Below are 14,492 nucleotides of genomic sequence, written 5' to 3' on the forward strand. Positions count from 1 at the left end.
CTCTATTGTTCTATGGAATCATTTTTATAATGAGATGCTTATACTATCACTACTCTTCCCTCTCCTAAACCTTGAGTTTTTAATTTAGTAGTTTTGTTGTATAATGTACTTTGACATTATAGTATAAGGAGGAAGCAAAATGTTTGAATATATTACATCAGGAGTTTGCGCAAGAAAAATAGCATTAGATATTGAAGATAATATTTTAAAAGATATTGAATTTATAGGAGGCTGTGAAGGAAACCTTCAGGGGATTTCTAGCCTAGTCAGGGGAATGCAGGTAGAAGAAGTCATAGAAAAATTATCAGGCATTAAATGCGGCAGAAAGAGTACTTCTTGTCCAGATCAACTGACGAAAGCTCTAAAAACACTTAAAAGCTTAGAACAAGTAGGTTAAAAGGCCTACTTTTTTTTTGCCGTTTTCTCCTCTAAAATGAGGAATAATCTTCCTTACACAAGGACACATTAATAAGGAAAATAAGGAAAGAAAATATAGAGGAGGGCAATGATGTCAGAGAATGTTTTAGAGAGATTAGAAGGCCGTGTAAGTTATCATGACTCAGTAGAAGAGATGCTAAAAAGAATTCGAGATGATGGACTATCCAGTGTATTTTCTCGATGGGAAGAGCAGGAAAAAATACGTTGTAAGTTTTGTCTCCAGGGAATGAGTTGTCAACTATGTTCCCAAGGTCCTTGCCGCATTAGCGAAAAGGCAGGAGCAGAAAAAGGTGTTTGTGGCATTGGCCCCGATGCCATGGCCATGAGAAATTTTCTCATGAGAAACATTATGGGGGCGGCTACTTATGGTCATCATGCCTTTGAAGCCTTTAGAACCCTCAAGGCAACTGCAGAGGGAAAAACATCTTTTAAAATCACCGATGAAGACAAACTAAAATGGATGTGTGAAAAGGTGGGCATTGATAGCAGCCAGGACATTAATCAAATGGCTATCCAACTAGCAGAATTTCTAGATGAAGAAATGAATGCTCATCCTGATAAAGAAAGTATTATGGTTAAAGCATTTGCTCCCAAAAAAAGAATTTCCCTATGGAAAGAACTTCATCTTTATCCAGGAGGAGTAAAACATGAAGTGGAAAATTCCATTGCTAGCTGTTTAACCAATGTGGATGGAGACTATGTGTCCTTGGCCAAAAAAGGTCTTCGGCTGGGATTATCTACTATTTATACCGCTCAAATTGGTTTAGAGATGGTGCAGGATATTCTCTTTGGTACTCCTATGCCCCATGAAGTAGATGTGGATTTAGGAATTATGGATCCTGACTATGTGAATATTGCCTTTAATGGCCACCAACCATGGATTGGGGTAGCTACCTTGCAAAAAGCAAAAATGGCAGAATATCAAGAAAGGGCAAGACAAGCTGGGGCAAAAGGTATTCGCGTGGTAGGCTCCATTGAAACAGGCCAAGAACTCCTCCAACGCTTTGAAATGGATGATGTATTTGTAGGACTCATGGGCAATTGGCTAGCCATCGAACCCTTTCTTGCCACAGGCACAGTAGATGCCTTGGTCATGGAAGAAAACTGCTCTCCACCAGCAATTGATCAATATGCAGAAAAATATCAAGTAGCTTTGATTAGTGTAAGTACTATTATTGGGGTACCAGGTACAGAACATGAAATGCCTTACTATCCAGCCAAGGCAGATGAAATGGCGGAGGAATGCATCAATGTTGCTATTGAAAACTTTAGAAAAAGACATAAAAAAATTGAACCTATGGTCCCTAAGCATAAGACCAAGGCCATGGCAGGATTTTCTACAGAGGCCGTATTAGGAGCCGTTGGAAATGACCTTAACGCTTTAGTAGATGTTATCGCTAAGGGACAGATTAAGGGAATTGTAGCCCTAGCCAACTGTGCCACCCTAAGAAATGGTCCCCATGATTGGAATACCGTCAATATCACTAAGGAAATGATTAAAAGAGATATTTTAGTAGTAGCTGCAGGTTGTGGTAATCATGGGTTAGAGGTAGCTGGATTATGTAATATGGACGCTGTTGAAATGGCAGGAGAGGGATTGAAGGGAGTATGTAAGGCTCTAGGTATACCTCCGGTATTAAGCTTTGGGACTTGTACGGATACTGGAAGAATATCCATGTTAGTCACAGCCTTAGCCGATCATTTAGATGTGGATATTTCAGATCTTCCCATTGCTGTTACTGCTCCAGAATGGATGGAACAAAAGGCTACCATTGACGGCATGTTTGCCGTAGCCTATGGAACCTATACCCATCTATCCCCTACACCCTTTGTCACAGGAGCTCCAAAACTCGTTAAACTTCTCACTGAAGAGGTAGAAGGGTTAACTGGAGGAAAAGTAGCTCTGGGAGATGATCCTATAGAAGCTGCTAAAGGGATAGAGGAACATATTATGAAAAAGAGAAAAGCCATGGGATTACAAGTTTAATCATTAAGAAAAAACAGGCGGTCTACTTACAAGACCGTCTGTTTTTTCTTAATGAGCGGGACTCTTTGTCTTTGCTGTTTACTCCCTTGATTTATGATACAATAAAAAGAACAACAAACAAGACAACATAAGGAGAGTCCAGAATGACCCCAGAGAAAATCATTGAATTTCAACAGAAGCTTTTGCAATGGTACACAGAAAACGCCCGTATTCTGCCTTGGAGGGAGGATCCTTCTCCCTATAGGGTATGGATTTCTGAAATCATGCTCCAGCAAACCCGGGTAGAGACGGTAAAGCCTTATTTTGAACGATTTATAAAGGAAATCCCCACTATAGAAGACCTGGCTAAGCTCCCAGAGGATAGATTGTTAAAGCTGTGGGAAGGACTAGGCTATTATAGCCGAGCTAAAAACTTAAAAAAGGCCGCCCAGATGATTGTGGAAAAATTTCATGGACAACTCCCCTCTGATAGTAAATCTCTACAATCCTTACCGGGCATAGGACCTTATACTTCTGGAGCCATTTCCTCAATTGCCTTTGGGCAAAGAACACCGGCAATAGATGGCAATGTAATTCGAGTCATGGCCCGTATCCTGGCAGAGGAGAGAAATGTAGACGACCCTAAAGTCAAAAAAAATATAGAAAATGCCTTAGAGAGATTGCTCCCTGAACACTCAGTAGGGGATTTTAACCAAGCCCTTATGGAACTAGGTGCTACCCTATGTATACCTAAGGGGATGCCAAAGTGTTTACAATGTCCAGTAAATTCCTTCTGCAAGGGGTATTATCAGGATATGGCTCAATATCTTCCCCGAAAATCCCCTAAGAAGAAAAGAAAAATAGAGCAAAAAACCATAGAGGTGATGCAGTGGGAAGACAAATTTGCCCTAAGAAAACGTCCTGAAGAGGGATTGCTGTCTAATCTTTGGGAGTTTCCCCAAAGGGAAGGACATTTATCTCTGGAGCAATGCAAAAAAGAGATGAAAAAACACAATATAGAAGCCCGGAGAATCATCTCTCTACCTCCTTCTAAGCATATTTTTAGTCATATAGAATGGCATATGATAGGCTATCACATTCTCCTAGAAGAATGTCCTAAGAATATAGAATTGACCTGGGTGACTCCCGGGGAAATAAGGGAGAAGTATTCCCTACCCTCTGCCTTTAAGGCCTATTATGCTTTTATAGAACTCATTTCTGGAGAGTAACATCATGCCCCATCTTAAAAACTTCCCCCTTTACCCTCCTAAAGGAATTCTGGTCAAAGAGATATTTTCCCATGGCAGAATAGACTTTATGATATAATAAAATAGATTCCATAAAGGGTGGTGTAGTTGTAGTAATGAAGTCTGTTGTATCTTTAAAATCATTAAAAACTTTTAATAAAAGATTAGTTCTAGATGGGATAGTGGTGGGGATGGCTGGAGGTTTTTTCTCCATATCCTATAGATATGTACTAGGCTATCTAAATCAGTTAAGAGAAAGAATCTTAGATAAACCTCAGGGAGGAATAATTCTTCTATGGGGAGTGCTTCTCTTGATGGCAGCATATGGGGTCTATAGACTACTAAAATTTGAACCCCTAAGTAGTGGAAGCGGCATACCCCAAGTGCAGGGGGAGTTGTTGGGAGCTTTTCACATGAATCCCAAAAGAATTTTGTTCTCCAAGTTTTTAGGGGGTAGTCTTGCTGGCTTTGCTGGATTGTCCTTAGGAAGAGAAGGACCTTCTATTCAAATAGGGGCTAGCATAGGGAAAATATGCTCTACATTAATGCATAGAAATCCCACAGAAAAAAGATATATGATCAGCGCAGGAGCTAGTGCAGGCCTATCGGCTGCCTTCAATGCTCCTATTTCAGGAGTGCTCTTTGTATTAGAAGAAATGCACAAAAGTGTTTTTCCTATCATTTTAATTCCTACTTTTATTGCATCGGTAATCGCTGACTTTTTATCTAAGAATATTTTTGGTTTGGCTCCAGCTTTTGCCTTTTCTATTTCCATGGCTTTGCCTTTGTCTTATTATTTTCATTGTTTATTATTAGGGGTTTTTGTAGGAGCAATAGGAGTAATTTTTAATAAGACCTTACTGGGCTTTCAAGCTCAATATAAAAAAGCATCGGTACATCCTTATATAAAAATTCTTGCCCCTTTTTTGGCAGCGGGTCTTTTAGGATATAGTTTTGTCTTCCTATTAGGAGGAGGACATAACCTCATTGAAAATTTGATCTCCACAGACAATACCTTGGGTTTTCTTATTTTATTATTGGTAGGGAAATTGATATTTACCTGTTTTTGCTATGGAAGCTCTGTGCAAGGGGGGATATTCCTTCCTGTATTGGTGCTAGGTGCTATATCGGGCTCCTTATATTTTAAGATTTTTTCCCTTTTCGGGGGGATGGAGAATACATATCTAGCAAATTTCGTCATATTAGCCATGGCAGGAATACTTACTTCTGTTATTCGATCTCCTATTTTATCTATATTATTGGTAACCGAAATGACGGGAAGCTTCCAGCACATCCTTAGTCTATGTATTGTTTCTATCGTAGCCTATCTGGTGGCAGAATCCTTAAATTGTAAACCCATATATGAATCCCTTTTAAATCCTATGATTACAAAGAAAATAGATGGGGAAGATTATAAAGAAAGAACTGTATTTGAGACCCGAGTAAATTTGGATTCTCCCTTCCTCTCCAAAAGACTACGGGATATGGGGATTCCCCAAAACACCTTACTTTTGTCCATTTATAGACAGGAGAAAGAAGTTCTTCCCAGAGGAGATACTATAATCCAAATGGGGGATGTCCTTACCGTAATGACCGATGAGGGACATCTTTTAGAGGCAAAGACCTTTTTTAGAGGAGAGGCAGTATAAAGAAAAAAGGATAGTTTGAAAAAGAAATAAAGGATAGCCGCTGATCACTAACTCTTGGGGGATTGATCAACGGTTATTTTGTAAAATGGACAGGAAAAGTTTTCTACAAGAACCAGGAGAAAGGTTTGATGAAATGAAAAAATTAGTATTGGCAGAAAAGCCTTCTGTAGGAAGGGATATTGCCAAGGTTTTAAAATGTACGCAAAATAATAATGGTTATATAGAAGGCAAACAGTATATCGTTACCTGGGCTTTAGGTCATCTGGTGACTTTAGCTGAACCCGAGGACTATAGTGAAAAATATAAACAATGGTCTATAGAGGATCTCCCCCTATTGCCCTCTCCTTTGAAATTAGAGGTCATTAAGAAAACAGGAAAGCAATTCCATACAGTAAAAAAATTAATGTATAGAAAAGACATAGGGGAGATTGTCATTGCCACTGACGCTGGTCGAGAAGGGGAATTGGTAGCCCGATGGATTCTCGAAAAAGCTCAGGTAAAAAAACCTTTAAAACGCCTTTGGATATCCTCGGTCACCGATAGAGCTATTCAAGAAGGCTTTCAAAAACTACAGGATGGCCGAAAATACGAAAATCTTTATTCTTCAGCCATAGCCCGGGCAGAAGCTGATTGGTATGTAGGCATTAACGCCACTCGGGCCCTAACCTGTAAATACAATGCCCAATTGTCCTGTGGTAGGGTACAGTCTCCTACCTTAGGCATTATTGCCCAGAGAGAAGAGGAAATTAGAAACTTCAAACCGAGAACCTACTACGGAATAGAGGCCCAAGTGCAAGGCGTAAAATTCACCTGGCAAAGAGGCAGTACCTTTGATCAAGATAAACTCAAAAAGATACTCCATGAAATAAAAGATGAGAAACTAGAAGTGGTAAAAGTAGAAAAGAGGTCCAAAAAAAGTTTTGCCCCATCCTTATTTGATCTAACAGAATTACAGAGAGAAGCCAATAAACGTTATGATTTTTCCGCCAAGGAAACCCTAGGGATTATGCAAAATCTTTATGAAAGGCATAAACTCTTGACCTATCCCCGTACAGATTCTAGATACCTTACGGATGATATGGTGGACACCTTAGAAGAAAGAGTAAAATCCAGTGCAGTAGGACCTAACTCTTCCTATGGAGGAAAGATTTTAAGAAGACCTATTAAGGGGGCAAAATCCTTTGTAGATAATAGTAAAGTATCGGACCATCATGCTATTATCCCTACAGAACAGCGAGTATTTTTAGAGGATCTTTCTGATAAAGAAAGGAAAATCTATGATATGGTGGTCAAAAGATTTTTTGCCGTGCTTTTCCCTCCCTATGAATATGAAGAAGTGACTATAGAGGGAAAAATAGGGCAAGAGTCCTTTATAGCCAAAGGGCAAAGAACCATTGCTTTAGGTTGGAAAGAAATCTATGATAGAGAAATGCAAGAGGAAAATATCCAAAATCTAAAAGCTTTATCCGCTTTTGAAAAGGGCAATGCAGTGAAGGTTACCTCAATAAATCAAACCAGCGGACAAACTAAACCACCGGCTCCTTTTAATGAAGGGACTTTGCTTTCAGCCATGGAGAATCCAGTGAAATATATGGAAAACAGTAAAGGAAGGTTAGCGAAAACCCTTAGTGAAACAGGGGGATTGGGTACGGTAGCTACCCGGGCAGATATTATAGAAAAACTTTTCAATAGTTTTCTCATTGAAAAAAGAGGGAAAGATATCCTCATTACCTCTAAGGGAAAACAACTATTGGATTTAGTGCCCGAGGATTTAAAATCCCCAGAAATGACTGGTATTTGGGAACAAAAGCTGGAAAAAATATCTAAAGGTGACTTGAAGAAAAATGCCTTTTTAGAGGAAATCAAAAAATACACTAAGGATATTGTAAGGGAGATTAAAAACAGTGAAGAGAAATTTAGGCACGACAATATCACCGGCAACCGCTGTCCTGATTGTAATAAATTTATGCTAGAGGTAAAAACCAAAAAAGGAAAAATGCTAATCTGTCAAGATCGAGAATGTGGACATAGAGAATCCCTAGCAAAAATCACCAATGCAAGATGTCCCAATTGTCATAAGAAATTAGAACTCCGGGGACAAGGGGAGGGACAGATCTTTGTTTGTAAATGTGGATACAAGGAAAAACTATCTAGCTTTAATAAAAGAAAGAAAAAAGAAAATACTGGTATATCCAAAAGAGATGCCCAAAAATATATGAAAAAGCAAAAGGAAGAAGCAAAAGCACCCATTAACTCTGCTTTGGCGGATGCCTTGGCAAAATTGAAATTGGACAAATAAAACCAAGCTGGGGAAGGTTTTGTCTGTATGATTTTATAGAAAAAACCTTCCTGTTGTTTATAAATAAATCTTTCAATAGGAGATAATCATACTGTCAAAATATTTTACAACTGCTCTATCTTAAAGGGGGGATTCTATGCAAACCAAAGATCTTCATCATATTAAGAAAGCCTTTAAAGAGACAGACGTTATATGTATCATTGATAAAGAGGGGAAAATTCTTTATTACAATAACTATAATGATATTCATAATAAATTGGGTACTGAAGACGTCGTAGGAAAGCCATTATTGGAGGTCTATCCATGGCTTACTGAAGAGACGAGTACGGCATTAAATGTTCTTAGGACGGGTCAAGCCATTATTAACCAACCCCAAGTAGTGCAGCTAGGGGATGGTACAGACGTAAATGCTATTAATACAGCCTTTCCCTTAAAGAATAAGGAAGGGATTTTAGGTGCGGTTTCCTTATCCTATGATATTAATTCTATTACTACCCCACCAGTACCCAAATCCCTAAAATCAAGAAAACATAATTTAGGAGCAAGATACACCTTTGAGGATATCATTACTCAAAATGCAGATATGATCGGCATTATCAATCGGTTAAAAAAAGTATCCAAACATAATTCAAATATATTTATTTATGGGGAAACAGGTACGGGTAAGGAATTATTTGTTCATGCTATACACAATGCAAGCAGAAGATCTTCTATGCCTTTTATTTCTCAGAACTGTGCAGCCATACCCGAGACCCTCATGGAAAGTCTTATCTTTGGGACGGTAGAGGGAAGTTTTACAGGGGCGGTAAACAAAAAAGGATTATTTGAATTAGCAAATGGAGGAACCATTTTTCTAGATGAAATCAATTCTATGCCTCTAAGTCTACAGGCAAAGTTATTAAGAGTTATTGAAGATCGTAAGGTACGCAGAATTGGTGGAAATGCCGAATTTGAAACAGATGTTAGAATCATTGCTTCTACCAATGAACCCCCTGATAAACTATTGAAAAACAATAAATTTAGACGGGACTTGTTCTATAGGCTTAGTGTTGTCAACACTGAAATTCCCCCCTTGAGAGAACGTAAGGGAGATATTCAATTATTATGTAATCACTTTATTCATGAATTTAATAGAATGTTTGAGGAAAATGTAAAAGGATTAGAAGCACAAGTAAAAAAGCTTTTTATGCAATATCATTGGCCAGGGAATATAAGGGAGTTTAAAAATTGTATAGAGGGCGCCTTTAACAGTGTAGAGGGAAATTTAATTCTACTACAGGATATCCCCTCCTATATTGGTAAAAGTCATAGGATTGAAATGAATGATGATGGTATTGATTTCAAGATTCAGAAGGAACTCTCCCTGCGGGAAAATACTGAGGTCTTAGAGAAATATTTAATTGTAGAAGCATTAAAAAAAGCAGAGAAAAACATTACCAGGGCTTCAAATCTATTGGAGATACCTAGACAGTCTTTATATAACAAGTTAAAAAAATATGATATCTCTCAACAAGAGTAAAAATGTACAGTTGTCAATAAAATTGACAACTGTACATTTTTTTTGCAAAAAAGCAGCATAGAAAAGCTTAGAATTTTCTGTTTCAAATATCCCAAAACCATTGAGGTTGTAATCCTTATCATGAGTTTTGACAAATTTTAGATGATGGCACGGAATTTGCTTATTAATTCTATATAGAGTTATTTGCATGGATAACTTTATGAACTTATTGTACCGAGTAGGAGTTCTTACCAACATCTTGAACAAGGGGGGAATCCTTTAGTCAGCACAATAAAGATTAGAGGAACGACTCAAAATCAAATGCTTAAAAACATAAAAAAGAAGGGAGTTGGAATTATGGTGGATATTAAATCACTAGAACCAAAAATCATTGATTATCGAAGAGACTTTCATAAATATGCAGAAGGCGGATGGGCAGAATTTAGAACCTCATCAATTGTTGCAGAAAAGCTGGTGGAATTAGGCTATGAGGTTTCAGTAGGACTGGATATAGCAGAGCCAGAGGTGGTATTGAGTAAACCCGACGATGAATACATAGAAGAGCAGAAGGCAAGGGCAATTCGTCAAGGGGCAGACCCAAAGTGGGTAGAAAAAATGAATAATATTACAGGAGTTGTAGGCGTGCTCTCCACGGGAAGACCTGGTCCTGTAATAGGATTGCGTTTTGATATGGATGCACTTTTGATTGATGAGGAACAAAAAGAAGGTCATTTTCCCTATGATCAGGGTTTTGCATCGATTAATAAAGGTTTTGATCATGCCTGTGGCCATGATGGTCATACTGCCATTGGGCTGGTGACAGCAGAAGTGATTGCCTCAATGCAAGAAGAGTTAAAAGGAACCATAAAGCTAATCTTTCAACCTGCAGAGGAACTGGGGGGTGGAGCCCGAGCCATTGTGGAAAAAGGAATTTTAGATGATGTAGATTATTTTGTAGCCACCCACGTGGGGATGACCTATCAAGGCCTTGGATTGCCTTCTAATGCCTGTGCCTGTGGCTTTAACGATTTTCTTGACAGTAGATTTTATAATGTTTTTTATGCAGGAAAGGCATCCCATCCTTGTGGTGATCCCCATGTAGGACGTAATGCTTTACTGGCGGCCTGTACGGCAGCATTAAATATTCACACCATTGCTCCCCACAGTGAGGGATTATTTCGATCAAATGTTGGAATCCTTCAAGCGGGTACAGCCCGTAATGCCATTGCGCCTAATGCATATATGGAGGTGGAAGTAAGAGGGGAAACAACTAAAATTTCAGACTATGGGGAGAAAAGACTCCTTACCATTATTGAACATGCGGCCAAATCCTATGACGTAGATTTTGAAGTTGAATTTAAGGCCAATACCCCTAGTGGAAAGAGCGATCCAGAGATGGTAAAAATAATTATGGAGGAGGCTTCCAAACTACCTTGGTTTGAAAATGTATATGAAGAAGGCGAAGTGGGCGGCAGTGAAGACGCCACAGAGATGATGACCCGGGTGCAAAGCAAAGGTGGCCTTGCCACATACATTGCCGTAGGGGCAGATTTATCAGGCACTGTCCATAGTAGCCAGTTTGACTTTGATGAGGATTGTATGATTAATGGGGTTGAATTGCTTACCGCAGTGGTCAAGAAAATCGGAAGCAAATAATCATAAAGAGAAAAAGGGGAGGATAAATTATGGAAGTAAGTGCCAAACAGAAAACAAATAAACTGGAAAGATTTATTTCAACGGTAGAAAAGATAGGGAACAAATTGCCTCATCCTTTTTGGCTGTTTATTGCCTTATCTGTAATTGTCATGGTACTATCCTTTGTCATGGCTAAAATGGGAGTATCTGTAAACTATATGAGTGCGGCTAGAGAGAGTGGGGCAGCTCCAACAGAAACACTGGTCACCATAACCAATCTTTTAAGTAAAGAATCACTGCAGGACTTCTTTGGGAATTTAGTCAGTAATTATTCAGGGTTTGCACCCTTAGGGGCTACCATAGTGATTATGTTTGCGGTAGGTGTTCTAGAAAAGTCTGGGATGCTCGATGCCCTCATTAGACGAACCATTATAAAAACTCCACCCTCATTGATTATTGCGGTTATTGCTTTTATAGGTACTAATTCTGGTATAACTGGTGATGCAGGGACCATTATGATACCAGCTTTATCCGGTGCAATAATGAAGTCCATAGGTTTAAATCCTTGGATTGGTGTTATTGCTGGTTATGCAGCAGCCAACGGAGGTTTTCATGCCACAATGCTAATCACTGGCAACGATGTTCTTCTATCTGGAGTTACCAAATCTGTAACCGATGGACTTGGAATTAATTATTCCACCCATCCTTTGATGAATTGGTATTTCATGGCAGCAGCATCCATTGTTATTATTATCTGTACTGTTTTAGTGTCCCAGTTCTTTACGAAGAAATATTTGGGAGAGGATAAAGTGGAGATTGATAAGGCGGACATTAATAATAGTCAATTAACGGATGCCGAAAAGAGGGGTCTTCGCTGGAGCGGTATTGCATTTATTGCTTACATAGCATTGATATTAATACTAACCATCCCCTCTAATGGCCTATTTAGAAATGCAGATGGTACCTTACTACCTCAGTCACCCTTAATGAATAGTATTCTGAGTATACTTTTCTTCTTATTCTTTATTTTAGCCATTGTCTACGGAAAAGCTTCAGGGAGTGTTAAGAGTCTTCAGGACATACCTGGTCTTATGCAAGAAGGTTTCTCAGGGGCCATAGGCTTTATGGTTATTGCATTACCAGCCTCTGTGTTTATCAATCTCTTTAATGCCAGTAATATTTCTACTGTTTTAGGTGTGCATCTAGGAAACTTATTTACATCCATTAATCTTGGAGGGTTTGCAGCCATTTTAGTGCTTATTCTCGTTTCAACATGTTTTAATATTTTTATTACCAGTGGAGTGACTAAGTGGCTGATTTTTTCACCTGTATTCATCCCCTTATTTGCATCCTTGGGAATGTCACCAGCACTAACCCAGGCGACATATCGTATAGCAGATATGAGTACCAATATTATTTCTCCCATAGATTATTATGTTCCTGTTATCATGGGACTTTTAGCTACATATAAGAGCAAAAATGAGAAACGAGAGGTAGGGATTGGAACGGTTATCTCGCTTTGTCTACCCTATAGCATAGCCTTCTTAGTGGGTATGACTTTGTTGATGTTTATCTGGCATTTATTTGGGCTTCCCATAGGGCCTGGAGCACCAATGTTTTTATAAGATTGCATAAAGATAATGAAAATCTATTTAATGAAGGCAATAGAGGATGGTTTTAGGAAAATTCAAACATAAGAGTTTAGAAATAGGAGGATCAAATAGATGAAGAAAAACTTTGAGAGTCTATTCACACCAATGAAAATAGGAAAGGTAGAAATAAAAAATAGAATAGGTATGGCCCCTATGGCTCCATCAGGAATGATTACTCCAGATAATTGTTTTAATCAAAGGGCTGCTGACTATTATGTAGAAAGAGCCAGAGGCGGTGCTGGATTAATTATTACTGGTGGGATAGAGGTAGAAAATCAAATTGAACAAACCAAGCTGGGGATTTTTCAAAATGTCTCCACCAACCCAGTAGCCTTTGCTTTAAATTCTAGCGAAATGATCGAAAGAATTCATGCCTATGGCTCTAAGATATTTTTACAAATCACTATGGGCTTTGGAAGGTCTTTATTTCTAGACTTTGTGGATAGTCATCCGGTAGCCCCTTCCGCTATTTCTCATTTTTGGGATCCTAGTATTACCTGTAGGGAATTAACCACTGGGGAAGTAGAGTATATGGTGCAAAAAATGGCAGAGGCCGCTAAGGTAGCAGCTTCTGCAGGTTTTGATGGAGTAGAGGTTCATGCCATGCATGAAGGCTATCTATTGGACCAATTTACTCTGGCAGCTTTTAATAAGAGAACAGATAAATACGGTGGGGATTTAAGGGGAAGATTGCAATTGCCCATAGAGATTCTTCAAGCCATCAAGGCAAAAGTAGGTCAAGACTTCCCGGTTATATTAAGATATGGTGTGAAAAGTTGCATAAAGGGTCTAAATCAGGGAGGACTCCCCGGAGAGGATTATGAGGAATTTGGGAGAGATTTACAAGAAGGTTTGGAAGCAGCTAAGATTTTAGAGGAGGCAGGTTATGATGCCTTTAATGCTGACCTGGGTTCTTATGAGGCATTATATTGGGCCCACCCTCCAGGATATATTGACCACGGATGCTATTTACCCTACGTAGAAAAGCTAAAGGAAGTAGTCAGTGTCCCAGTATTAACTGCAGGAAGAATGGATAATCCTGAGCTAGCCCGCAATGCCATTAAAGAAGAAAAAGTAGATATGGTGCTCTTGGGAAGGGGATTGTTAGCCGATGCAGATTGGCCCAATAGGGTCAAAGCAGGTGAGATAGACAAAATACGTCCATGCCTAGGTTGCCATGACGGATGTATGGGACGATTGGAAAGTGGAAAAGTCATTTCTTGTGCGGTAAACCCTGCCTGTGGTCGGGAAGAAGAATATCGATTATACCCACCATTAAAATCCAAAAAGATTATGGTAATAGGTGGGGGGATAGCTGGTATGGAGACAGCGAGAGTCGCTGCTCTGCGTGGGCATCAGGTTTCCCTTTATGAGAAAAATAGCCTCTTAGGGGGGCATCTCTTAGAAGCATCCGTGCCAGATTTTAAAAAGGATGAAAGAACTCTTTTGAAGTGGTATGAACAAGAACTTAAAGAAAATGGAGTGGATATTTATTTAGAAACAGAAGTGAATTCAGAGCTTATGAATAAAACAAATCCTGATGAAGTTATTATAGCCACAGGGGCAAAGGATAAAATACCACCCATGCCAGGAATAGAAAAAGAACAGGTATTGACGGCTTGTCATGCTTTAATGAATAAAGAGATCATTGGAGAAGAAGTTGTAATTGTTGGTGGCGGACTTGTAGGCTGTGAAATCGCCCTTTGGCTATCCGATCAGGGTAAGAAGGTCACCATTGTGGAAATGATGGATGAACTATTAAAATCTGTATTTGTTTCCCATGCAAACGATATGATGCTAAAGGACATGATTAAGTTCCATGATGTGGAGGTAAAAACCAATACAAGTTTATTGGAAATACAGGATGAAAGTGTCCTTACCATAAATAAGCAATTTATCAAGCAGAGGATAAAGGCAGATACCGTCATTATGGCCATAGGATATACATCTGATGATGACTTATATAAGGAGATACGAGAGATTCATCCCAAGGTACACATCATAGGTGATGCAAGAAAAGTCCAAAACATTATGTATGCCATTTGGGATGGATATGAAATAGGAAGAACTTTATAAAAATCCAAAGACATTTTAAAATTACCATATAC

General features: G+C 38.9%; 9 protein-coding genes. All 9 read left to right on the forward strand.

The genetic code is table 11. The features are described from left to right. Window positions 1-139 precede the first annotated feature (139 nt). The 9 genes from NSA47_RS00110 to NSA47_RS00150 all read left to right on the forward strand — a co-directional run bounded on the left by NSA47_RS00110 (window position 140) and on the right by NSA47_RS00150 (window position 14,460). Entirely contained in the window at window positions 140-397 is a 258-nt protein-coding gene (locus tag NSA47_RS00110) for a TIGR03905 family TSCPD domain-containing protein (protein ID WP_257528799.1), read from the forward strand. Window positions 398-508: 111 nt separating this feature from the next. Further along, window positions 509-2,425, forward strand: coding sequence for an anaerobic carbon-monoxide dehydrogenase catalytic subunit (cooS, locus tag NSA47_RS00115; protein WP_257528801.1), 1,917 nt, complete (start codon window positions 509-511; stop codon window positions 2,423-2,425). A 143-nt stretch (window positions 2,426-2,568) separates the two neighbouring features. Next, window positions 2,569-3,633, forward strand: coding sequence for an A/G-specific adenine glycosylase (gene mutY, locus NSA47_RS00120; protein WP_257528802.1), 1,065 nt, complete (start codon window positions 2,569-2,571; stop codon window positions 3,631-3,633). Between the two features lie 134 nt (window positions 3,634-3,767). Further along, window positions 3,768-5,300: a ClC family H(+)/Cl(-) exchange transporter gene (locus NSA47_RS00125; RefSeq protein WP_257528803.1), complete on the forward strand. Its 1,533-nt coding sequence runs from the start codon at window positions 3,768-3,770 to the stop codon at window positions 5,298-5,300. An 85-nt stretch (window positions 5,301-5,385) separates the two neighbouring features. Continuing rightward, window positions 5,386-7,599: a DNA topoisomerase III gene (locus NSA47_RS00130; RefSeq protein WP_306811055.1), complete on the forward strand. Its 2,214-nt coding sequence runs from the start codon at window positions 5,386-5,388 to the stop codon at window positions 7,597-7,599. A gap of 136 nt (window positions 7,600-7,735) precedes the next feature. After that, entirely contained in the window at window positions 7,736-9,118 is a 1,383-nt protein-coding gene (locus NSA47_RS00135) for a sigma-54 interaction domain-containing protein (protein WP_257528804.1), read from the forward strand. Window positions 9,119-9,454: 336 nt separating this feature from the next. After that, window positions 9,455-10,753, forward strand: coding sequence for an amidohydrolase (locus NSA47_RS00140; protein ID WP_257528805.1), 1,299 nt, complete (start codon window positions 9,455-9,457; stop codon window positions 10,751-10,753). Window positions 10,754-10,782: 29 nt separating this feature from the next. Continuing rightward, complete coding sequence (locus NSA47_RS00145; protein WP_257528806.1) at window positions 10,783-12,357, forward strand: AbgT family transporter; 1,575 nt, start codon at window positions 10,783-10,785, stop codon at window positions 12,355-12,357. Between the two features lie 99 nt (window positions 12,358-12,456). Further along, on the forward strand, window positions 12,457-14,460 hold the full coding sequence (locus NSA47_RS00150) for an oxidoreductase (protein ID WP_257528807.1): 2,004 nt from the start codon (window positions 12,457-12,459) through the stop codon (window positions 14,458-14,460). Window positions 14,461-14,492: the final 32 nt, after the last annotated feature.

The organism is Irregularibacter muris, from assembly GCF_024622505.1.
Classification (GTDB): domain Bacteria; phylum Bacillota; class Clostridia; order Eubacteriales; family Garciellaceae; genus Irregularibacter; species Irregularibacter muris.

Bases quoted from the DNA above. Each gene is read 5' to 3' on its own strand.
- NSA47_RS00130 (WP_306811055.1), top strand. From the start codon at position 5,386: ATGGACAGGAAAAGTTTTCTACAAGAACCAGGAGAAAGGTTTGATGAA.
- NSA47_RS00150 (WP_257528807.1), top strand. From the start codon at position 12,457: ATGAAGAAAAACTTTGAGAGTCTATTCACACCAATGAAAATAGGAAAG.
- NSA47_RS00125 (WP_257528803.1), top strand. From the start codon at position 3,768: ATGAAGTCTGTTGTATCTTTAAAATCATTAAAAACTTTTAATAAAAGA.
- NSA47_RS00110 (WP_257528799.1), top strand. From the start codon at position 140: ATGTTTGAATATATTACATCAGGAGTTTGCGCAAGAAAAATAGCATTA.
- mutY (WP_257528802.1), top strand. From the start codon at position 2,569: ATGACCCCAGAGAAAATCATTGAATTTCAACAGAAGCTTTTGCAATGG.
- NSA47_RS00140 (WP_257528805.1), top strand. From the start codon at position 9,455: ATGGTGGATATTAAATCACTAGAACCAAAAATCATTGATTATCGAAGA.
- NSA47_RS00135 (WP_257528804.1), top strand. From the start codon at position 7,736: ATGCAAACCAAAGATCTTCATCATATTAAGAAAGCCTTTAAAGAGACA.
- NSA47_RS00145 (WP_257528806.1), top strand. From the start codon at position 10,783: ATGGAAGTAAGTGCCAAACAGAAAACAAATAAACTGGAAAGATTTATT.
- cooS (WP_257528801.1), top strand. From the start codon at position 509: ATGTCAGAGAATGTTTTAGAGAGATTAGAAGGCCGTGTAAGTTATCAT.